Origin of the sequence: Actinoplanes sp. NPDC048967, assembly GCF_040649415.1 — a bacterium.
Lineage (GTDB): Bacteria > Actinomycetota > Actinomycetes > Mycobacteriales > Micromonosporaceae > Actinoplanes.
On sequence record NZ_JBEZFL010000006.1, the window covers coordinates 212365 to 233983 of the forward strand.

Below are 21619 nucleotides of genomic sequence, written 5' to 3' on the forward strand. Positions count from 1 at the left end.
CTCCTTCAGGTGGTGACCGGACGGCGGACCAGGCCGCTCATCTTGACGGCGGTGTAGACGGCGGCCGCGATCGCGACGTCCGACAGCAGCATCAGGCCGATGGCGTACGAGCTCTCGGCGCCGTACACCCAGCCCATGATCAGGGGTGGGACGAAGCCGCCCAGGCCGCCCGCCGCCCCGACAACGCCGGTCACGCTGCCGACCTTGTCCGCCGGTGCGACCTTGCCGACCAGGGCGAACACGGCGCCGCTGGCCGCTCCGAGCAGTCCGGCCAGGGCCAGGAAGGCGATCGTGGCGACCGGGACGAGCGGCGGCTGGAACGCCTGCACGACGGCGAACAGCGCGGTGCCGGAGAAGCACCACACCAGCACGGGCACCGGGTGCAGCCGGTCGGACAACCAGCCGCCCACCGGCCGGGCGATCACGGCCAGGACCACGAAACCGGCGGTACGCAGGGCCGCGTCGTTGGCGGTGAGACCGTACGCCTCGCGCAGGTACGCCGGCAGGTAGACGCTGAACGCGACGAACCCGCCGAAGCCGACCGCGTACAGGAAGCACATCTGCCAGGTGACGGCCAGACGGCCGACGTCCTTGATCCGTCCCCAGGCCGAGCCGGCCGGCCGCTGCCGGTCCGGGGCGTCGCGGATCAGCAGGAACGCGGCCACCGCGTACGCCGCCAGCAGCGCCGCGACCAGCAGGAACGGTGTGTTGTCGCCGTAGGCGTCAGCCAGCTTGACGGTGGTGAAGTTGGCGATCGCCGTGCCGCCCATGCCGACGCCGAAGACGCCGATGGCGAAGCCCTTGCGGGCCGGCGGATACCAGCCGGAGACCAGCGGCACGCCGACGGCGAAGGTGGTGCCGCCCAGGCCGAGGAAGAAGCCGGTGACGATCAGCGCCGGGTACGACGACACGACGGTCAGGGTCAGCACCGGGACAATGGTGGCCAGGCTGACCAGCGGGAACATGATCCGGGCCCCGTACCGGTCGGTGAGCGCGCCGACCGGGATCCGGCCGAGCGAGCCGACCAGCACCGGCACCGCGACCAGCAGCGACTGGGCCGCGAAGCTGAGCCCCAGGCGTTCTTTGACGCCCGGCCCGAGCGGGCCCAGCAGGGCCCAGGCCCAGAAGTTCACCATGAAGCCGATGGTCGCGAGGATCAGGTTGCGGGTGGCGCCCGGTCGCACCGCGGCGGCGGATGTGGTCATCGTGGTTCCTCGGGTCGGGCCGGTCAGCCGCGGTCGCGGCCGGAGCGGGTGGGCAGCTTCGGCGGGCCTTCCCAGCCCGGCCGGGACGGACGCAACCCGGGGCGGGTGTCCCGGCTGCGGTAGGGCACGTAGGGACGGGTCAGGTAGCCCACGGGTGCGCTGAAGGCGTGCACGAGGCGGGTGAACGGCCAGAAGGCGAACAGCGAGAACGCGGCGATGATGTGGAGCTGGAAGCCGATCGGGACGGCGGCCATGATCTCCGGGTCCGGGCTGAGATAGAACAGCGACCGGAACCACGGCGAGATGGTCTCGCGGTAGTCGTAGCCGTCGCCGGCCACGTTGGCCCGCAGGGTCGACCACAGTCCCAGCACGATCACCCCGGCCAGCACCAGGTACATGGCCTTGTCGTTCTTCGTGGTGGCGGCGAAGACCGGCCCGGTGAGCCGGCGCCGGGCGATGAGGATCGCCATGCCGATCAGCGTGCAGAAGCCGGCGACGGTGCCGACGAACACGGCCGTCAGGTGGTAGGCGTGTTCGGTGATCCCGGCGGCCTCGGTCCAGGACTTGGGGATGATCAGCCCGCCGACGTGCCCGACGAGCACCATCAGCACGCCGAAGTGGAACATCGGGCTGCCCCAGCGCAGGATCGCACTCTCGTACAGCTGGGACGACCGGGTGGTCCAGCCGAACTTGTCGTAGCGGTAGCGCCAGAGCAGGCCGCCGACCAGCACGGCGATGCACAGGTACGGGAAGACGACCCAGAGCAGCACGTTCATCGCCGGCCTCCGGTGGTGTCGACGAGCCCGAACGGCTCGAGCCCGACCTGTTCGACCGGCGGTCCGGTCTGCGCGAGCCGGACGGCGGCGGCGATGTCACCGGGCTGGGGCGGTGGCAGCATGGCCCGTACCGCCTCGATGACGTGCCGGTAGACCGACTTCTCGGTGTGCAGCGCCCTGGCCAGCAGGTCCAGGCCGATGCGGTTCTCCCGCAGCAGCCGCCACCCGTCGTCGTCCAGCGCCGCCAGGTCGAGCACCGCGGGCAGATAGTCCGGCAGTTCGCCGCCGACGAGCCGCAGACCCGCTTTCTTGTACGCCTCGGCGAACAGCACCAGCGCCTCGCCACGCTTGCGGGTGTCACCGGCGGTGTAGTAGGTCAGGTGCAGGCAGCAACGGCGGCGGAAGTCGAACAACTCGACGTAGGCCGCCGCGAGCGTGACCGGGTCACCGGCACGGCGGTGCTCGGCGACCACCCGCAATGGCTGCGCGACCGGGGCCGGCAGGTCGTCGAGCGCCGCCACCAGAGTGGGCAGCGCCGACAGCACCTCATGGTCGGGGTACCGCAGCAGCAGCGAGGCGGCGCGGGCCGCGACAGGCCGCCAGGCCGGGGTGGTCACTGGTCGCCTCCGTCCTTCTTGGACGGGAAGAGTCCCTCGGGACGACCCTTGCCGTCCCAGTTGAGCAGGTTGACGCGCTGGGCCTTGTCCTCGGGCGCGGCGGCCGAGTCCGCGGTCTGCCGGTTCCGGAGCATGTGGAAGTTCTCGATCGAGATCGGCGCCGGCGTGCCGGATGCCTCGCCGAACGGCCCGGAGCCGCCCATGCCCGGCCCGCCGTCGGTGTCGAGGCTGCACTCGGTGGCCAGTTGTTCGAGGTGGTGAGCGTCCTCGGCGTGGGCGGCCGGGATGACGTAGCGCTCCTCGTACTTGGCGATGGCCAGCAGTCGGTACATGTCGTCCATCTCGGTGCCGGTCATGCCGACCGCGGCGGCCAGCGATTCGTCGCGCTGTTCACCGAGGTTGATCCGGCGCTGGTAGGCGCGCATGGCGGCGAGCCGCTGCAGGACGGCGGTCACCGGGGCCGGGTCGCCGGCGGTGAACAGCCCGGCCAGGTAGTCCACCGGGATGCGCAGCGCGTCGACGGCGCCGAAGAGGTTGTCCAGGTCCTCGCCGTCGTGGCCGGTGTCGCGCAGGATGTCCACGACCGGCGACAGCGGCGGGATGTACCAGACCATCGGCATGGTGCGGTACTCCGGGTGCAGCGGCAGCGCGACCTCGTACTTCATGATCAGGTCCCAGATCGGGGAGCGCTGCGCCGCGGTGATCCAGTCGTCCGGGATGTCGGCGGCGCGGGCCGCGGCGATCACCTGCGGGTCGTGCGGGTCGAGGAAGACCGACTTCTGGGCCTCGTACAGGGCGTGCTCGTCCTTGACCGCCGCCGCCTCACCCACCCGGTCCGCGTCGTACAGCATCAGGCCGAGGTAGCGCAGCCGCCCGACGCAGGTCTCCGAGCAGATGGTCGGCTGGCCGAGCTCGATGCGCGGGAAGCAGAAGGTGCACTTCTCGGCCTTGCCGGTGCGGTGGTTGAAGTAGATCTTCTTGTACGGGCAGCCGGTCACGCACATCCGCCAGCCCCGGCAGCGGTCCTGGTCGACCAGCACGATGCCGTCCTCGGCGCGCTTGTAGATCGCCCCGGAGGGACAGGAGGCCGCGCAGGACGGGTTGAGGCAGTGCTCGCAGATGCGCGGCAGGAAGAACAGGAAGGCTTTTTCGTACTCCTGGCGTACCTGTTCGGAGAGCTGTTGCAGCACCGGGTCGCCGGCCGCGATCTCATTGCCGCCCGCGAGCGAGTCGTCCCAGTTCGCCGACCAGGTCACCTTGGTGTCCTCGCCGGTCAGCAGGGACTTGGGCCGGGCCACCGGGGTGTCGTTGCCGGCCGGGGCCGTGAGCAGGTGCTCGTAGTCGTACGTCCAGGGCTCGTAATAGTCCTGCATGGTGGGCATCTTGGGGTTGGCGAAGATGCTGAACAGCTTCTTGATCCGGCCGCCGGCGCGGGGCTTGAGCCGCCCGGCCCGGGTACGCGTCCAGCCGCCCTGCCACCGGTCCTGGTCCTGATAGGTGCGGGGATAGCCCTGCCCGGGCCGCGACTCGACGTTGTTGAACCACACGTACTCCACACCGGAGCGGTTGGTCCACGCCTGTTTGCAGGTGACCGAGCAGGTGTGACAGCCGATGCACTTGTCGAGGTTCATCACCATCGACATCTGGGCCATGACGCGCATCAGTACTGCACCTCCTGGGAGCGACGGCGGATGACGGTGACCTCGTCGCGCTGGTTGCCGGTCGGGCCGAGGTAGTTGAACGCGAACGACAGCTGCGCGTAGCCGCCGATGATGTGGCTGGGCTTGATCAGCAGCCGGGTCAGCGAGTTGTGGATGCCGCCGCGCCGGCCGTTGGTCTCGGCCTTCGGCACGTCGATGACCCGCTCCTGGGCGTGGTACATGTAGACGGTGCCCTCGGGCATCTTGTGGGTGACCACGGCCCGGCAGACCACGACGCCGTTGCGGTTGACCGCCTCGATCCACTCGTTGTCCGTGACCCCGATCTTGGCGGCGTCCTGCTCGCTCATCCACATCGTCGGCCCGCCGCGCGAGAGCGTCAGCATGATCAGGTTGTCCTGGTATTCGGAGTGGATGGACCACTTCGAGTGCGGCGTCAGGTAGCGCACCGTCAGCTCCAGCTCCCCCTTGGGACCGAGCCTGGGCTCACCGAACAGTTTGTGCATGTCCAGCGGCGGGCGGAAGACGGGCATCTCCTCGCCGAGCTCCTTGATCCAGTCGTGGTCGAGGTAGAAGTGCTGCCGCCCGGTCAGCGTGTGCCAGGGCTTGAGCCGCTCGACGTTGATCGTGAACGGCGAGTACCGGCGCCCGCCGTGCTCACTGCCCGACCACTCCGAACTCGTGATCACCGGCACCGGCCGGGACTGGCAGTCGGCGAACCGGATCTGCTTGCCCTCGTGCTCGGCCGCCAGATCCGCCAGCCGTTGGCCGGTACGCCGCTCGAGGAACTGGAAACCCTCGGTCGCGACCCGGCCGTTGGTCGTGCCCGACAGCACCAGGATCGCCTCGCAGCAGCGGATGTCGGTGTCCAGGCGCGGGCGGCCGTCGGCGACCCCACCGCGAACCGTGCCGTTGACCTTCCGCAGGAGCTCGACCTCCGGATTGACATCGACGGTGACGGCCTTGGTGGTGGTGCCGAGCCGGTCCAGCAGCGGGCCCAGCGAACTCATCTTCGCGGAGATGGCACCGTAATCGCGTTCCACCACGACGAACTTCGGCATCGTCCGGCCCGGGATCGCGTCGGCCTCGCCGGTCTTCCAGTCCCGCACGACACCGCCGGGGGTCGCCATCGCGTCCGGGGTGTCGTGCAGCAACGGCGCCGCGACCAGATCCTTGCGCACGCCCAGGCGCGGACCGGCCAGCTCGGAGAAGACCTTCGCGATGCCGTGGAACGCGTCGAAGTCGGTGCGGGTCTGCCACGGCGGGTTGATCGCCGGGGTGAACGCGTGGATGAACGGGTGCATGTCCGTGGTGTTGAGGTCGTGCTTCTCGTACCACGTCGCCGCGGGCAGGACGACGTCGGAGAACAAGGTCGTGGAGGTCATCCGGAAGTCCAGCGACAGCAGCAGATCCAGCTTGCCCTCGGGCGCCTCGTCGTGCCAGACGACGTCCTGCGGGCGCTTGTCCGACGGTGCCTCCTCGGCACGCAGTGACGCGTCGGTGCCGAGCAGGTGCCGCAGGAAGTACTCGTTGCCCTTGGCCGAGGAGCCCAGCAGGTTCGCCCGCCACACCGTGAGCACCCGGGGCCAATTCTGGGGCGCGTCCGGGTCGGTGCAGGCGAAGCCGAGCCGGCCGTCGACGAGCTCCTTCGCCACGTGGGCGGCCGGGTTGTCGGCGTCGGCGGCCAGAGCGTCGTCGGCGACATCGAGGGGGTTGCGGTCGAAGGTCGGCATCGACGGCATCCAGCCCAGCCGGGCCGACTTGGCCAGCAGGTCGGCGGTGTGCTTGCCGGCGAACTCGCCCTTGGCCAGCGGGGAGCTCAGCACGTCGGCGCCGTACTGGTCGTAGCGCCACTGGTCGGTGTGCAGATACCAGAACGCGGTGCCGATCATCTGCCGCGGCGGCCGGGCCCAGTCCAGCCCGAAGGCCAGGTGCGACCAGCCGGTCACCGGCCGGCACTTCTCCTGCCCGACGTAGTGCGCCCAGCCGCCGCCGTTGACCCCCTGGCAGCCGGTCAGCGTGGTCAGGGTCAGCATCGCCCGGTAGGTGGTGTCGGAATGGAACCAGTGATTGGTCCCGGCACCCATGAGGATCATCGACCGGCCGCCGGAGCGTTCGGCGTTGTCGGCGAACTCGCGGCCGATCCGGGCCACGGCCGCGGCGGGTACGCCGGTGATCGGCTCCTGCCACGCCGGGGTGTAGGGCATCTCGCCGTCGTCGTAACCGCTCGGCCAGGTCCCGGGCAGACCCGGGCGGGCGACGCCGTACTGCGCCAGCATCAGGTCGAAGACGGTCGTCACCAGCTTGCCGCCGACCTCGGCGGTGGGCACGCCGCGGCGCATCAGCTCCGGGGTGTCGTTGTCGAAGCGCGGCAACGCGATCTCGACGCCCACACCACCGGCGCAGCTGAGCCGGGGCACGACGTCGCCGAGATCGAGGTTCCACCGGCCGACGCCGGCCTCGCTGAACCGGTCCCCCAGCGAGCCGCCGGGCACCGCGGGCGCGTCGGTGACCGAGTCCCACAACACCGGCCGGAACGCCGCCTCGGCCCCGGTCTCCCCCAGGTCGGCGGCCGTCACGAACTTGCCCGGCCGGTAGCCGCCGCCGTCGACCGGCTCCAGCGCGACCAGATACGGCAGATCGGTGTAGCGCGACACGTACTCGGCGAAGCGCGGCGTCACCTTGTCGACGAAGAACTCCTTGAGGATGACGTGGCCCATCGCCATCGCCAGAGCGCCGTCGGTGCCGGGCTGCGCGGGCAGCCATTCGTCGGCGAACTTCACGTTGTCGGCGTAGTCCGGCGACACCACGACGACCTTCTGGCCGCGGTAGCGGGCCTCGGCCATCCAGTGCGCGTCCGGGGTACGCGTCACCGGCACATTGGAGCCCCACATCACCAGGTAGGAGGCGTCCCACCAGTCCCCCGACTCGGGCACGTCGGTCTGGTCACCGAACATCTGCGGCGAGGCGACCGGCAGATCGGCGTACCAGTCGTAGAACGACAGCATGGAGCCGCCGATCAGGCTGAGGAAGCGGGCACCGACGGCGTGCGACACCATGGACATCGCCGGGATCGGCGAGAATCCGGCCACCCGGTCCGGGCCGTACGCGCCGATGGTGTGCACGTGTGCGGCGGCGACGATCTCCTGTGCCTCGTCCCACGACACCCGGACGAGTCCGCCCTTGCCCCGGGCCTGCTGATAGCGGCGGCGGCGGACCGGATCGGCCTGGATGTCGGCCCACGCCGCGACCGGGTCACCGCCGAGGCGGGCCTTGGCCTCCCGGTACATCTCGATCAGCACACCGCGGGCGTACGGATACCGCACCCGTGTCGGTGAGTACGTGTACCAGGAGAAGGCGGCACCACGGGGACAGCCGCGCGGCTCGTACTCCGGCCGGTCGGCGCCGACGCTGGGATAGTCGGTCTGCTGCTGCTCCCAGGTGATGATGCCGTCCTTGACGTACACCTTCCAGGAGCACGAGCCGGTGCAGTTCACCCCGTGGGTCGAGCGCACCACCTTGTCGTAGGACCAGCGGTCCCGGTAGAAGCTGTCCGCCTCCCGGCCGCCGATCTGGTGCAGCGTGCGGCCGTCCGCGGACACCTCCGCCCGCCGTACGAGTCCACCGGCCGCCAGTAGCGCCCGCGCCGCGGTTCCGGTCCCGCCCGCCATGTTTCCCCATTCCGTGGCTCGCGACCGCGCGTTCACGCGGCCGACACATCCGACCTGGCCACTCCACTACGATCTTGCCCGGCACACCCGGGCCGAAAGTCCCGAATCACCAGGCTCGTCGCCCGGTCAGGCGATGCCGTAGGCGATGCCGGTGCCGAGGACGGTGCTGTCGTCGTAGTCGTACTCGAGCTGGTCGACGACGTCGACCACGCCGGCGATCTGGCGGGTCAGCCGGCCGGCGATGTCGGTCGTCGACCACCGGTCCACCCGGCCGGTGAAGGTCACCACGCCGTCGTCGACAGCGACGTGCACTCTCTCGATGTCGTCGGCCAGGAAGGGGCGCAGGACGCCCGCCTGCACGTCCGCGAGGATCTCGTCGTCGGGACGCAGGTGCACCTTGAGCAGGTCGCCGCGGGAGACGATGCCGATCAGCCGGCCCAGGTCGTCGACGACCGGGAGCCGCTTGACCCCTTCGCCGTCCATCACCCGCGCCGCGGCCGGGACGGACGTGCTGGCCGGCACGGTCACCGGCGGCGTGCTCATCAGGTCGGCCGCGGTGCGCGCGGACGCCTTGACCCGCTCGCCCCGGCGACGCCGGCCGTCGAACATGCGTGGCTCCTCGGACCCGGCGTACTCGATCTTGCGGAGCAGGTCCGCCTCCGAGACCACACCGGTCACCCGCTGGAACTCGTCGACGACGGGTACCGCACTGAACCGGTTCCGCACCAGCAGGTCGACCACGTCCCGGTACGGCGTGTCCTGCGAAACGGTGACCACCGCGGTGGTCATGACGTCGTTCACTCTCCAGGTCTTCATCACGAAGCCTCCTCCTCGGTCACCTCGACGCTAGAAGCGGATCGCCGACCGGGGCAGGGCCGACCGGCCCCTACGGCAAGGACCACGGCCCGTCCGCGGCAGGTCTTCGCGCCGCCGGCCGGACAGCTACGCGACGCCGAAGGGCGTACCGCGCTCCGAACCGTTGATCATGCTGTCGTCGATGTCGAAGGTCAGCCCGTCCGCGACGTCGACGACGCCCGGCACGCGCCGGGTCGTACCGGCGATCCGTTCGGCGGCCGAGCGGAAGTGCACTCGCCCGGAGAGCGAGACGACTCCGTCGACACAGGTCACCCGAACTGCGGAACCGTTGGTCACCGAGGCGCCGCGCAGGGCCTCGTCCACGACGTCCCGGCAGATCTCGGTGTCCGACCGGCGATGCACCTTGAGCAGGTCGCTCCGGGTGACGATGCCGATCAGATGACCCTGGTGATCCACGACCGGGAGCCGCTTGACGTGCTCACGTTGCATGCGGCGGGCCGCCGCGGCGAGCGAGAGCGACGCGTCGGCCGAGACGACCGGTGAGGTCATCACCTCGGCGGCGGTCCGGCCGCCGGCCTTGGCCCGGTCGCCGCGGCGGCGCCAGGCATCGAAGATCCGCGGGCTCGCCGTGCCTGCGGCCTCGACCTTGTGCAGCAGGTCGGCCTCCGACACGACACCGGTCACCCGGTCGTGCCGGTCGACGACCGGCACCGCACTGACCCGCCGGCTGATCAGTAGATCCACCAGTTCCCGGTACGGGGTGTCCTCCCCGACCGACACCACGTCGCGGGTCATGACGTCATCCACACGCCACAGTTTCATGACCGCACCTCCTCCAGGCTCATCCCCGACGCTAGGAACGCCGCGCCCGGGGGGCCAGGGCCGGTCGGCCTGCCCGCCGGGGGCGGACGGCACGGCTCGGCCGACGGCCGCAAACAGGTCCTTCGGCCCTGCTCGGGCCGGGCCGTGGACCGGCAGAGTGGGCAGACGAAGGAGGTGTCCGCCATGACCGCACAATCCGGCCTGCCGGAACGTTCCCGCACAGCAGCCGCTCTCGAGGCCGCGGCGCTTGTCGCCGTGCACGCGCCGTCTGTCTTCAACACGCAGCCGTGGCAGTGGCAGATCACCGGCGACACGCTGGAGCTGCGCGCCGACCGGGCCCGTGCCCTACGGGCCACCGATCCCGACGGCCGGCTGCTGCTGCTCAGCTGCGGTGCTGCCCTGCAGCACGCCCGGGTCGCTCTGCGGGCCGCCGGATGGGACGTGCACGTCGAGCGCCTGCCGCAGGGCGACTCCTCCGACGTCCTCGCGCGCCTCACCGTCACCGGAACCGCGGACGCCGACCGCCGGGCGGAACGGATGGCGGGAGCGATCACGGTACGGCGTACGGACCGGCGGGCGTTCAGCGATCGGACCGTGTCCCCGGAGCTGCTGAGCCGGCTACGGGAAGCCGTGGAGGCGGAAGGGGCCTACCTGCATGTCGTACGCCGTGATCAGATGCCGATGCTGGCCACCTCCACCGCTCGGGCGGCCGACGCCGAGAACAACGATCCGGCCTACCGGGCCGAACTCGAGCACTGGACGAACCGGCCGGCGGGCAGCGGCGACGGCGTTCCGGCCGCCACGGCGGTGCAGCGTTCACCGCGCCGGGTCCCGGTGCGCGACTACGCCCCCGGCACCGTCGCCGGACTGAGTGCCGGAAACGACTTCGACCTCGGGGCTTCGTACGTGGTGCTGTTCGGGCTCACCGACGAGCCCGAGGCACTGCTGCGCGGTGGTGAGGCGCTGTCCGCGCTGCTGCTGACCGCGACTGCGGACGGGCTGGCCACGGCACCGATGAGCGACACCATCGAGGTCCAGTGGCCCCGCCACCTCCTGAAGGGCCTCCTGAGTGGCGTGGGCGAGCCGTACCTGACCGTCCGGCTCGGCTACAACGATGCCGCGCCGGACCTGCCGCCCGCTCCGCGGCGCCATGCCGCCGACGTCGTCCAGATCAGCGACAGGTAGAACCACCGTGAGCGAGCCCTCCTACGACGACGCCGACCTGAGGGTCGCCGCCGCAGCCGCGGTACGCGCGCCGTCGATGCACAACAGCCAGCCGTGGCGGCTGCGATTGAGCGAGGGCGCCATCGAGGTGCTCGCGGACCGGTCGCGGCAACTCGCCGTGGCGGACGGCGCCGGCTGGGCGCTGCGTGTCGCCTGCGGCGCGGCGACGTTCAACGCACGTCTGGCGCTGGCGGCCCGCGGTACGCCCGCCGCCATCACGCTGCTGCCCCGCGACGCCGACGGTGACGTGATCGCCCGGCTCACGCCGGGAAGCCCACGGCCACCGACCTACCCGGAACAGGCACTGGCCGCGGCGATCCCGCGGCGGCACAGCCATCGCCGGCCGTTCTGGCCCGACGCCGTCCCGTCCCAGGCCCGCGTCGAGCTGATCGAGGCAGCCCGGGCCGAAGGGGCCTGGCTCGACCTGCTCGTCGGTATGGGCCCCCTGACAGTCTTCGCCGAGATCGCCCAGAGCGCTGACCGCGTCCTGCGGCGCGATCCCCTCTACCAGTCCGAGCTGACGGCGTGGTCGCACACCGACGGGGGCCCCGACGGCGTACCCGTGACGGCGGGGGCACCCGCCGCTGAGCCGCACGATCTGCTCCCGCAGCGCGACTTCGGCGAGCACCGCCGTGCGCCGGGGCGCGACTTCGAGCCGGAGCCGCTGGTCGGGGTCCTCGGCACCATGGGCGACCTGCCGGTGGACCAGGTCGTCGCGGGACAGGCCCTGCAGCGGGTCCTGCTGACGGTTGTCGACCAGGGGCTGGCGTGTTCGATGATCTCGCAACCCATCGAGGTGCCGGCGGCCCGCGACCAGCTGCGCCGTTCCCTGCGTCGCTCAGGCTCGCCGCAGATGACTCTGCGGATCGGCTACGGCCACCCGGGCCGCCCCAGCCCCCGCCGTGACCTCGCGGACATCCTGGCCACCGACGATCCGACCGGCCGGTGACGTCATGCGACTCGGACTCCGGGACCTCGTCGCCGCGCTGCTGGTCGCCGGAATCATCGCCCCGTACGCCGGGCTGCTGCTGCTCGGGCGGGCGCCCTACGTCGAGAACGTGCGGACGATGGCCGCGGTCGCCCTGGTGATGGCGGTCGCCGCGTTCACGATCGCCGACCGGGTCTCACTTGCCACGGCGCTCGGCCGGGTCGAGATCTGCCTCGCTGTGCTCAGCCTCGCGCTGGGGATCACGACCATGGCGCTGGGCGCGAGCGCCGTCGGGCAGCCGCTGCTCGGCGCCTTCGTGACCGGCATCGTGGTCACCTGGGGCGTGCAGCTGCTGGATCACGCCGGCTATGCCCCGCGGTCCTCCCGCACTTTCCCGCGCCGGAACAGCTGAGCCCGGCGATCGGCGCCGCGCCACCCGGCGGGCGAACTCGTCGGCTCCCCAGACCACGACCGGGAACGGGGCGATGAGCGCGAGCTGGGACCAGCCGAGCGCGGCCGTGCCGAACACGTCCTGCAGCCACGGGACGTAGACGACCGCGGCGGTGAACGCGAGCTCGAAGGCGATGCCCCACAACAGGAGCGGGTTGCTGCGCAGCCCGATCGTCCGGAGCGCGGCCCGGTCGGTTCGCGCGGCGACAGCGGTGCCGATCTGGCAGGCGACGATCCCGGCGAAGGTCACCGTGGTGGCCTGCCGGTAGATGTGGTGCAGGGCGGTGCCGGGCCCGGTGGGGTCACCGGGATGCCAGCCCGCGGCCCCCAGCGTGGCGAAGTAGGCACCCATCACCAGGACCGCGGAGACGCCGCCCAGCAGCAGCCAGGCGCGCAGCAGCAGGCGGCGGTCGATGACGCCGGCGGTCCTCGGCCGGGGCCGGCGACTCATCAGCCCGGGCTCGGCGGGCTCACGCCCGAGCGCCAGCGCCGGCAGAGTCTCCGTGCCGAGGTCGATGGCCAGGATCTGCAACACGGTCAGCGGCAGCGGTACCGCACCGCCGGAGAGCGCGAAGATCAGGAACGGCACGACCTCGGGCACGGCGTGCGCGAAGATGTACAGCACGAACTTGCGGACGTTGTCGAACACCCGCCGGCCGGCGTGGACGGCGGTGACGATGGTGGCGAAGTGGTCGTCGGTCAGCACCATCGTGGCGGCCTCGCGGGCCACGTCGGTGCCGGAGCGGCCCATGGCGACACCGATGTCGGCGTGGCGCAGCGCGGGCGCGTCGTTGACGCCGTCCCCGGTCATCGCCACCACGTGGCCGTCGGCCCGCAACGCCTCGCAGATCCGTAGTTTGGCCTCGGGCGAGGACCGGGCGAAGATGATCTCTTCCGGTCCGGCCAGCAGCTTGTCCAGGGCGGCGTCGTCGAGCCGGTCGAGCTCGTCGCCGCCGACGATCCGGCCACCGGCGGCACCGATGCCGACCCGACCGGCGATGGCCGCGGCGGTGGGCCCGTAGTCGCCGGTGATCACGTGGACGCGGATGCCGGCCCGGTGGGCGTCGCGGACCGCCTCCGCGACGCCCGGACGCGGCGGGTCGACCATGGCTGTCAGGCCGAGCAGGATCAGGTTCGACTCGGCGTCTTCGCGCGTGGCCGGCGGGACGGACCCGGCCACCAGGGGCCGGTGCGCGACGGCGAGGACGCGCAGACCGTCGGCGGCATAGCGGTCCAGGATCCGCCGGATCGCGGCTCGCCACGTCGCATCGAGGTCATCGATGCCGCCGTCGGCCCGGCGGATACGGTCGCAGCAGGCCAGGACCGTCTCCGGAGCGCCCTTGGTGTGCACCGTCAGCGCGCCCGCCGCCTCGTCGACGGTGGACATGCGCTTGAGGTGGCCGTCGAAATGGAATACGGCCCGCTGACCGGCGTCGCGGGCCTGCGGGGTGACAGCCGTCCCCAGCTCCGCCGCGAGGCCCAGCAGGGACAGTTCGGTGGGATCCCCGCCGCCCCCGGGATCCGCGGTCGTGCAGGCCGCCGCGGCCACCACGAGCGTCCGGCCACGCGGGTCGACCGCCAGGGTCTCGGCGGCCACATCATCGCCGCCGAGCCACAGCCGGGTCACGCGCATCCGGTTCCCGGTCAGTGTGCCGGTCTTGTCGGTACAGATGACAGTGGTCGATCCGAGGGTCTCCACCGCCGACAGACGTTTGACGACAGCACCCTTGCGGGCGAGCTCGCGGACGCCGACCGCCAGCGCCAGCGTGATGATGGGCAGCAGACCCTCAGGGACGTTGGCGACGATCAGGCCGATGGAGAAGCTGATCGCCGAGCTCCAGCTGAGCCCCGCCCCGATCCCGACGGGCAGGAACGCCACTCCTGCGGCGACCGCGACGGCCGCGATGAGCCAGGTGGCCCGGCGCACCTGGATCTCGAGCGGGCTGCGCCGGGGCCGGGTCCGCTGCGACAGGGCGGCGATACGGCCGAGCTCGGTGTGCATGCCGGTCCGGATCACCACGGCCTGGGCGGTGCCGCTGACGCAGGTGGTGCCGCTGAAGACGAGCTCGGCGGCGTCGAGCAGGGATCCGGTCCCCGGGTCCGGCTCGGCGCAACGAATCACGGCCACCGACTCGCCGGTCAGCGCCGACATGTCCACCGTGACGACACCGTCGATCAGCCGGGCGTCGGCGCAGATCCGGTCGCCCTCGGCGACGTTCACGACATCGCCGGGCACCAGCTCGCCGACGGGGATCTCGGTCCGGGTCCCGTCACGTACGGTCCTCGCGGTCTCGGGAAGGAACGCGGCCAGTGCCTCCACCGCCCGTTCTGCCTGCATCTCCTGCACGAAGGCGAAGCCGGCGTTCAGCAGGATCACCGCCATGACCGCCACCGCCAGCGCCGGGGTGCCGCCCACCCACGCCAGGACGGCGGCGACGGCCAGCAGCACGGCCAGCGGCTGGGTGAACTGGGACAGCAGTTCGCCGGGCCAGCGGCGTCCGGTGCGCCGCGACAACTGGTTCGGGCCGTACACGATCAGGCGATGTGCGGCCTCGCGGGAGCTCAGACCGGCCGGGGAGGTGCGGAGGTCCCGGAACAACGCGGCCAGCGGTTCCCGGGCGTCCGGCTCACTGCGGACGTCGTCAGGACGCTCCCGCAACGATGCCGGGCGACTCATGATTCCTCATCGTCCGCCGGCAGCAGGACCTCGGTGAGCGAACGCCGCGGGGTGGCCGCCGCCGGGCGGCCGTAGCCCACCCGCAGGACCATCTGGGCCCGCGAGCCGGTACGGGAGTCGGTCAGCATCCGGCGGATCGCCGGCATCTCGACCGGCTGGCTGATCGGCGTGGTGGCCAGGTTCAGCCAGGTCGCGGTGAGCAGCACCCGCTGCAGGGCCTGACCGGCGTTGACCCAGTGCGGACGCGTGTCGCCGTCGGTGGCCAGCACCATGATGGTCGGGTACGGCTCGAACTGGGCGACCGCCCGGCCCCGGTGCGGTTGCAGCAGCCCGAAGTCGCGGATCGGCACGATCTCCATGGCGTCCCACGGCCCGATGGCCGTCGACGGCACGCCGTCGCGGCGGCCCCGGTGCGGGCTGGTCCAACGGGCGAGCTCGGCACGGTAGCGGCCCTTGGCCCGCAGGGCGCGGTCGGCCTCCTGGGACAGACTCAGGATCGCGTTGCGGCTGACCGCGCCGGCCACGGTGAGCGTCGCACCCTCGCGCCGGGCGGCGTCCACCAGGCGTTCGACCACGTCGGCCGGCACGACGGACCGGGCGAACGGCCACCGGTTGGTGTGCCGGTGCGGGATGGCGGCGACCAGCGCCTCGGCGGCCGGCGTCGGTGCCATCGCCCGGCGCACGGTGACCCGGGCGACGAGATCCGGATCCGTCGGGTCCGGCAGGAGCGTCGTGTGGCTGAGGTATCCGGCCCCCCGGATGGCCAGACGCAGAGTGAACAGGGCGGCACCGACGCTGATCAGCAGCTCACGACCGGCCGGGTCGAGGACGTCGAGCTGACGCCGGGGATCGGCGTGGACATCGACGCCACGTGGCCCGATCCGGAAGCGCCACGGCTGGCTGTTGTGCAACGAGGGTGCCGCGGTCGCCGCACGTACACACGCGGTCAGGTCCGGGCCGGTCGAGTTCCGCCGTGCTCGCCGCGGCGTCGCGTGTGTGCCGATGTCGTTCATTGCCGGCCTCCTCAGGTGTCGTCTCCGCCCATCACAGCCCGGCCGGTGCCCGTACGGACAGGGCCGATGGTCCCGGGGCGGGCTGCCCCCATCCGCAGGCAGGCCAGGTCGAGGGACCAACGGCCCTGCCTTGCGCGCTGCTCCCGGGTGACGCTCGCCATGCGCCGACCGACGCCGAAGCCAACCGTCCCCGCGGCCAGGGCGCCGTCAGGCGGCTGCCCCGGTAGGGAGAGCCGCCTCGCCCACGACGACGACGGGGCAATGGGCCCGGCGGGACAGGGCGTCGACCACGGCGGCCGCGGCCGGGTCGGCGGGTCGCTGAACGACCAGCAGGCCACAGCCGTGCGAGGAGGCGGCGATGACCACCGCCGGATCCAGGCCGCGGCGGATCGTGGTGGTGACGGGGACCTCGGGGTACTTCTCGGCCCACAGCCGTACCAGCTCGGACTGGTCCACGCTGTCCGGCCACGGCGTCGCGCCGGTCAGCACCACGGTCAGCGGCACGCCACGACGGTCGGCCTCGGCGAAGGCGCAGCGCAGGGCCTCGTCGGCCGTCACTATGCCGTGGATACCGATCAGGACGGGGCCGGCCGGTCCGGCCGGCCCCGGCTCGTCTCGTGACACGGCTCCTCCTCTCCGCTCACGAACCCGCTGTCTCCGGGACCTGCGCCGTCTCCTCGACGGTCACGGCGCTCACCCCCGGCACGGTGCGGGCGAGGACGGTCACAACGGCACGCTGGGTGTCGTTGGCGAACTCACCGGCGACGGTGGCGATGCCGCCGTCGACCGTGGCCGTCCAGACGTGGGCGCCGTCGGCGTACTCGTCGAGGCGGTGCTGCACGTCCTGGGTGAGGACGTCGTCGCTGCGGATCATCGTCCGCAGGATGTCCCGGCGGCTGATGATGCCGACGATCTCGCGGCCCTTGACGACCGGCATGCTGCGCACGTCGCGGCGCAGCATCACCTCGGCCACCTCCGCCACGTCGAGGTCCGGCGTGGCCGTGAACGGATTCCTGGCCATCACCTCCACGACCGTGCCGGGCCGGCGCTGCGGCGCCATGTCCAGGTCGCGGCGAAGGTGCGCGTTCGGATCGACGGGTACCCGGTGCCACAGCAGATCGCCCTCGCTGACCATGCCGACGAGGAATCCCTGCGCGTCGACCACGGGCAGGGCGGTGACGGCCTTGGCGGTCATCAGCTCCGCGGCACTCTCGATCGGCGCGTTCTGCCAGACCACATGGACCGGGCTGGTCATGATGTCCTTCGCGCGCACGGTGCTCACCTCCGCTCGGCCAGCAGCTTGGTCAGGTCGACCAGCCGGTTGGTGTAGCCCCACTCGTTGTCGTACCAGCCGAAGACCTTGATCAGCCGGCCCGCCGCCTGGGTGAGCGAGGCGTCGAAGACGCAGGAGGCGGGGTCGCCGACGATGTCCGTGGAGACGATCGGCGCCTCGGTGTAGCGGATGATGCCGTGCATCGGCGCGCCGGCCGCCGCGGACCGTTCGACAGCCTCGTTGACCTGCTCGACCGTCACGTCGGTGCCGAGTTCGAGGGTCAGGTCGCTGATCGAGCCGTCGACCACCGGGACGCGCAGGGCGACGCCGTCGAGGCGGCCGGCCAGCTGCGGCAGAACCAGGCCCACCGCCTTCGCGGCCCCGGTGCTGGTCGGGATGATGTTCACGCCCGCGGCCCGGGCCCGGCGGGGATCCTTGTGCGGCGCGTCCAGGATGTTCTGGTCATTGGTGTACGCGTGCACGGTCGTCAGGAAACCCCGTTCGAGCCCGAACGCCTCGTGCAGGACCTTCACCAGCGGCGCGACACAGTTGGTCGTGCAGGAGGCCCCGGAGACGATCTGGTGCCGGACCGGGTCATAGGTGTCGGCGTTGACGCCCGGAACCAGGGTCGCGTCGACGCCCTTGCCCGGCGACGAGATCAGCACCCGCGATGCTCCGGCCTTGAGGTGCAGCGCGGCGTCGTCCCGGGTGCGCAGCTTGCCGGTCGACTCGATGACCAGGTCGACCCCGAGGTCGGCCCACGGCAGCTGATCGGGTGAACGCTGCGAGAAGACCGGAATGGTGTGCCAGCCGACGTTCAGGGCGTCGTCGGTGTAGCTCACGCCGTCACCGAGGCGGCCGAACGTCGAGTCGTACTCGAGCAGGTGGGCCAGGGTGCCGGTGTCGTACAGATCGTTGATCGCGACCACCTGGAAGCCCGCGTTCGACAGGTCCTTGTCCAGCAGGGCACGCAGATAGTTGCGGCCGATCCGGCCGAATCCGTTGATGGCGATGCGGTAGCTCATGGTTGCCTCCAGGCTTGTCGTCTGTTTCAGCCTCCCGGCGGGGGGACGCGCAGGGCAGGGTCCAAAGGCCCCAGAGGTGGGGTGTTGCGGCCCGGGCGCACGCGATGGTGGCAGAGCACCCTCGGAGGAGCAGAGAACTTCGAACGAGGAGGAACCATGACGACCCTGGGCCGCAGCAGTGCGGCACACCTGGAGCAGGTCGAGGCACCCGGCTCCATGCTCACCAGGACCGCGGCCCGCGCGCTGGCCGTGCTCCGTATCTCCACGGGCTTCGTGTTCCTGTGGGCGTTCCTGGACAAGACCTTCGGCTGGAACTACGCGACCCCGTCCGCGCGTGCGTGGATCAACGGCGGCTCCCCCACCAAGGGATTCCTGTCGTCCGTCGACGTCGGCCCGTTCCAGGGGACCTTCCACTCCATCGCCGGCGACCCGTGGGCGGACTGGCTGTTCATGCTCGGTCTGCTGGGCATCGGCGTCGCCCTGATCGCCGGAGTCGGCATGCGCATCGCCGCCGGCGCCGCCACGCTCATGCTCGCGATGATGTGGTTCGCCGAGTACCCGCTCGCCCAGCACACCAGCACCGGCGAGCCGAGCGGCTCCAACAACCCGATCACCGACTACCACTTCCTGTACGCAGTCGGCACGATCGTGCTCGCCCTCACCTACGCCGGCCACACCTGGGGCCTGGGACGCAGGTGGGCGAAGCTGCCCTTCGTCCAGCGGCACCGCTGGCTGATCTGACCCCGGGCCGGCCCGCAGGAATGCCGGGACCGGCCCGCACAGCAGCCGCCCGGCCGGGGCCTCCGGCGGTCAACCCGGCCGGGCGGCTTTCCACGCCGAGCCCGGCAACAGAACAGGGAGGCATCATGAACACCGAGGAACTTGTGGTCGTCGGCACGGACGGGTCGGAACACGCACAGGCCGCCGTGCGATGGGCGACCGGGGAAGCCCGACGACGCGGCGCCACCCTCGAAGTGGTGCACGCCTTCCAGCCGGTCTGGGGCACCGAACGGGAGTCGCCGGGCGGGAACCTGCTCGAGGTGTCCCACAGCCGGGCCGCCGAAATCCTGTCCGACGCGGAGCTGGCAGCCCACGACATGGTCGGCGAGCTCCCGGTACGGACCGTGGCCGGCGTGGGACATCCGCTGGACACCATGCTCAAGGCCGCGGCGCACGCCACCGTCGTGGTGGTCGGCAGCCGGGGACTCGGCGGCTTCACGAGCTTGCTGCTCGGTTCCGTCGGCCAGGGCGTCGCCATGCACGCGCCGTGTCCGGTGGTCGTGGTCCGCGGACGCGCGAAGGCTGATCGCGGCCCCGTCGTGGTCGGCGCCGCACAATCGCCGGAGGCTCCGGCCGCCATCGCGCTGGCTTTCGCGGAAGCCGCCACCCGCGGGTGTGCGCTGCTGGCCGTCAGGACGTACCGGACGCCCGTGCCGCCGTGGAGTCCTGACCTGCTGCCGTTGGTGCAGCCGTCCGAGCAGCAGGAGGCGGCCGAGCGTGCGGAGCTACGAGATCTCCTCGTCCCGTGGCGCGAGAAGTATCCCGAGGTGCCGGTCGAAACCCTGGTGGCCCGGGACGACGCGGCTCAGCTGCTGATCGACCTGTCACACACCGCCCAGCTGGTGGTTGTGGGCAACCGCGGCCGGGGAAGCCTCGCCGGCACCCTGCTCGGGTCGGTCGGTCTGCGACTGCTGCACCACGCCGGCTGCCCCGTCATGATCATGCGAAGCTGAGCCGACGAACGAGGGTGACGTCATGGACCCGTCGGAGCGGACGACGGTGCTGGAGACGCACACTGCTGTGCTCTTCTTCATCGCGGACCGGGTCTACAAGCTGAAGAAGCCGGTGAACCTCGGCTTCCTGGACTTCCGCAGCCGCGCCGACCGGGAGGCGGTCTGCCACCGCGAGGTGGAGCTGAACCGCCGCCTGGCCCCGGACGTCTACCTCGGCGTCGCCGACGTCCACGGCCCGGACGGCCATCCGTGCGACCACCTCGTGATCATGCGACGGCTGCCGGATCAGCGCCGGCTGTCCACGCTGATCCGGTCGGGGGCAGCGGTCTCCGACGACCTCCGCCACCTGGCCCGCATGCTGGCGGCGTTCCACGCCACCGCCGGGCGCGGCCCGCTGATCTCCGCGGAGGGCACTCGGGAGGCCCTGCTCGGGCGGTGGGACGCCACGTTCGCCCAGCTGCGGCCGTTCCAGGGCCTGGTGCTGGACCCCGACGGGGCGGCCGAGGTGGAAGACCGCACCCACGAGTTCCTCGCCGGACGTGATCCACTGTTCGCCGACCGCATCGCGCACGGCCACATCGTCGACGGCCACGCCGATCTCATCGCCGACGACATCTTCTGCCTCGACGACGGCCCCCGGGTGATCGACTGCCTGGAGTTCGACGACCGGCTGCGCTATGTGGACGTGCTCGACGACGCCGCATTCCTGGCCATGGACGTCGAACATCTCGGGGCCACCGCACTGTCGCGAGCCTTTCTCGACTGGTACGCCGAATTCAGCGGCGACAGCGCACCGGCCGCCCTACGGCACCACTACATCGCCTACCGTGCCTTCGTCCGGGCGAAGGTGGGCTGCCTGCGGCATGCCCAGGGCGACCCGAGCGCCGCCGATGACGTCCGCGCCTACACCGACCTCACCCTGCGGCACCTGCGCGCCGGCACGGTACGGCTCATCGTCGTCGGCGGCCCACCGGCCACGGGCAAGACCACCCTGGCCGGCCGGATCGCCGACCGGCTCGGCGCCGTGGTGCTCAACAGCGACCACGTCCGCAAGGAGCTCGCCGGACTGGATCCGGTCACGAGCGCGGCCACCACCTATCGGCAGGGCATCTACTCGCCGTCGTGGACGGAGCGCACCTACGCGGAACTGCACCGACGGGCGCGCCGGTTGCTCGAGCGCGGCGAGACGGTCGTGCTCGACGCGTCGTGGACCGACGCCGGCCACCGCCGGGCGGCGCGTGATCTGGCCGGCGAAACGCACAGTGCCGTGGTTGAGCTGCGGTGTGCCGCGGGAGCCGCCACGGTCGTCGACCGGCTCGCCCGGCGTACGGGCGACGCCTCCGACGCGGACGCGTCCATCGCCGCGGCGATGTCGGCCGACGCGGATCCGTGGCCGCAGGCCCGGCAGATCATCACCGACCAGGTTCCGGACCGTTCCGCGGAGCGGGCCCTGGCCGTCATCACCGAGGAACCGGTAGAGCAGATCGACGCAGGAGGAAGGCAATGAACAGGAAGTCGTGGAGCGAACTGTCACCGTGGCAGCAGGTGGCGACGGCGGTGCTGGCACCCGTCGAGGTGGCGCTGACCACCGCGGCGGCGATCGACCTGATCCGCCGTCCGGCCGGGCAGATCCACGGGCCGAAGGCCGCGTGGTGGCCGTTGCTCCTGGTCCAGCCGATAGGCCCGGTGGCCTACCTGAGCTGGGCGCGGCACCGCCGGCCGTGACGCGCG

The 21619-nt window shown here is 71.6% G+C and carries 18 protein-coding genes; 6 read left to right on the forward strand and 12 right to left on the reverse strand.

What is annotated here, in order from left to right; all coding sequences use genetic code 11:
- Positions 1–5: 5 nt before the first annotated feature.
- From AB0C12_RS26560 to AB0C12_RS26590, 7 genes are all read right to left on the reverse strand, one after another.
- Positions 6–1205 (reverse strand): MFS transporter, encoded by a 1200-nt coding sequence (locus AB0C12_RS26560; protein ID WP_360552397.1) that lies wholly within the window; start codon positions 1203–1205, stop codon positions 6–8.
- A gap of 23 nt (positions 1206–1228) precedes the next feature.
- On the reverse strand, positions 1229–1981 hold the full coding sequence (gene narI / locus AB0C12_RS26565; protein WP_360552399.1) for a respiratory nitrate reductase subunit gamma: 753 nt from the start codon (positions 1979–1981) through the stop codon (positions 1229–1231).
- Positions 1978–2598 (reverse strand): nitrate reductase molybdenum cofactor assembly chaperone, encoded by a 621-nt coding sequence (gene narJ, locus AB0C12_RS26570; RefSeq protein ID WP_360552401.1) that lies wholly within the window; start codon positions 2596–2598, stop codon positions 1978–1980. Before narJ ends, narI begins: the two co-directional genes overlap by 4 nt.
- A complete protein-coding gene (gene narH, locus AB0C12_RS26575; protein WP_360552403.1) occupies positions 2595–4259 on the reverse strand; it encodes a nitrate reductase subunit beta in 1665 nt (554 codons plus the stop codon). Before narH ends, narJ begins: the two co-directional genes overlap by 4 nt.
- Complete coding sequence (locus AB0C12_RS26580; protein WP_360552405.1) at positions 4259–7927, reverse strand: nitrate reductase subunit alpha; 3669 nt, start codon at positions 7925–7927, stop codon at positions 4259–4261. Before AB0C12_RS26580 ends, narH begins: the two co-directional genes overlap by 1 nt.
- Positions 7928–8053: 126 nt before the next feature.
- Positions 8054–8743, reverse strand: a complete 690-nt coding sequence (locus AB0C12_RS26585; protein WP_360552407.1) for a CBS domain-containing protein — start codon at positions 8741–8743, stop codon at positions 8054–8056.
- A gap of 126 nt (positions 8744–8869) precedes the next feature.
- The gene (locus AB0C12_RS26590) at positions 8870–9565 is read right to left on the reverse strand and encodes a CBS domain-containing protein (protein ID WP_360552409.1); all 696 of its coding nucleotides are present in this window, start codon (positions 9563–9565) and stop codon (positions 8870–8872) included.
- Between the two features lie 183 nt (positions 9566–9748).
- On the opposite strand from AB0C12_RS26590, the gene AB0C12_RS26595 reads away from it, so the two are divergent.
- Positions 9749–10750 (forward strand): nitroreductase, encoded by a 1002-nt coding sequence (locus AB0C12_RS26595; RefSeq protein ID WP_360552411.1) that lies wholly within the window; start codon positions 9749–9751, stop codon positions 10748–10750.
- 7 nt (positions 10751–10757) lie between these two features.
- The gene (locus AB0C12_RS26600) at positions 10758–11738 is read left to right on the forward strand and encodes a nitroreductase (RefSeq protein ID WP_360552413.1); all 981 of its coding nucleotides are present in this window, start codon (positions 10758–10760) and stop codon (positions 11736–11738) included.
- Between the two features lie 175 nt (positions 11739–11913).
- Here AB0C12_RS26600 and AB0C12_RS26605 read toward each other — a convergent pair whose 3' ends face one another.
- The 5 genes from AB0C12_RS26605 to gap form a co-directional block, all read right to left on the reverse strand.
- Positions 11914–14844, reverse strand: coding sequence for a cation-transporting P-type ATPase (locus AB0C12_RS26605; protein ID WP_360552415.1), 2931 nt, complete (start codon positions 14842–14844; stop codon positions 11914–11916).
- Positions 14841–15857 (reverse strand): nitroreductase family protein, encoded by a 1017-nt coding sequence (locus AB0C12_RS26610; protein WP_360552417.1) that lies wholly within the window; start codon positions 15855–15857, stop codon positions 14841–14843. Before AB0C12_RS26610 ends, AB0C12_RS26605 begins: the two co-directional genes overlap by 4 nt.
- A gap of 207 nt (positions 15858–16064) precedes the next feature.
- Entirely contained in the window at positions 16065–16481 is a 417-nt protein-coding gene (locus AB0C12_RS26615; protein ID WP_360552419.1) for a universal stress protein, read from the reverse strand.
- A 16-nt stretch (positions 16482–16497) separates the two neighbouring features.
- On the reverse strand, positions 16498–17130 hold the full coding sequence (locus tag AB0C12_RS26620; RefSeq protein WP_360552421.1) for a CBS domain-containing protein: 633 nt from the start codon (positions 17128–17130) through the stop codon (positions 16498–16500).
- Positions 17131–17135: 5 nt separating this feature from the next.
- Complete coding sequence (gap, locus tag AB0C12_RS26625) at positions 17136–18155, reverse strand: type I glyceraldehyde-3-phosphate dehydrogenase (RefSeq protein WP_360552423.1); 1020 nt, start codon at positions 18153–18155, stop codon at positions 17136–17138.
- A gap of 156 nt (positions 18156–18311) precedes the next feature.
- Here gap and AB0C12_RS26630 point away from each other — a divergent pair, with 156 nt between their 5' ends.
- From AB0C12_RS26630 to AB0C12_RS26645, 4 genes are all read left to right on the forward strand, one after another.
- Positions 18312–18896, forward strand: coding sequence for a DoxX family protein (locus tag AB0C12_RS26630; protein WP_360552425.1), 585 nt, complete (start codon positions 18312–18314; stop codon positions 18894–18896).
- Positions 18897–19021: 125 nt separating this feature from the next.
- Positions 19022–19888: a universal stress protein gene (locus AB0C12_RS26635; RefSeq protein WP_360552427.1), complete on the forward strand. Its 867-nt coding sequence runs from the start codon at positions 19022–19024 to the stop codon at positions 19886–19888.
- A 22-nt stretch (positions 19889–19910) separates the two neighbouring features.
- Positions 19911–21395 carry an AAA family ATPase gene (locus tag AB0C12_RS26640; RefSeq protein ID WP_360552429.1) on the forward strand — a complete coding sequence of 495 codons (1485 nt, stop codon included), beginning with the start codon at positions 19911–19913 and terminating at the stop codon, positions 21393–21395.
- Positions 21392–21613, forward strand: a complete 222-nt coding sequence (locus AB0C12_RS26645; RefSeq protein WP_360552430.1) for a PLDc N-terminal domain-containing protein — start codon at positions 21392–21394, stop codon at positions 21611–21613. The genes AB0C12_RS26640 and AB0C12_RS26645 overlap by 4 nt, the downstream gene beginning before the upstream one ends.
- The last annotated feature ends 6 nt before the right edge of the window (positions 21614–21619 follow it).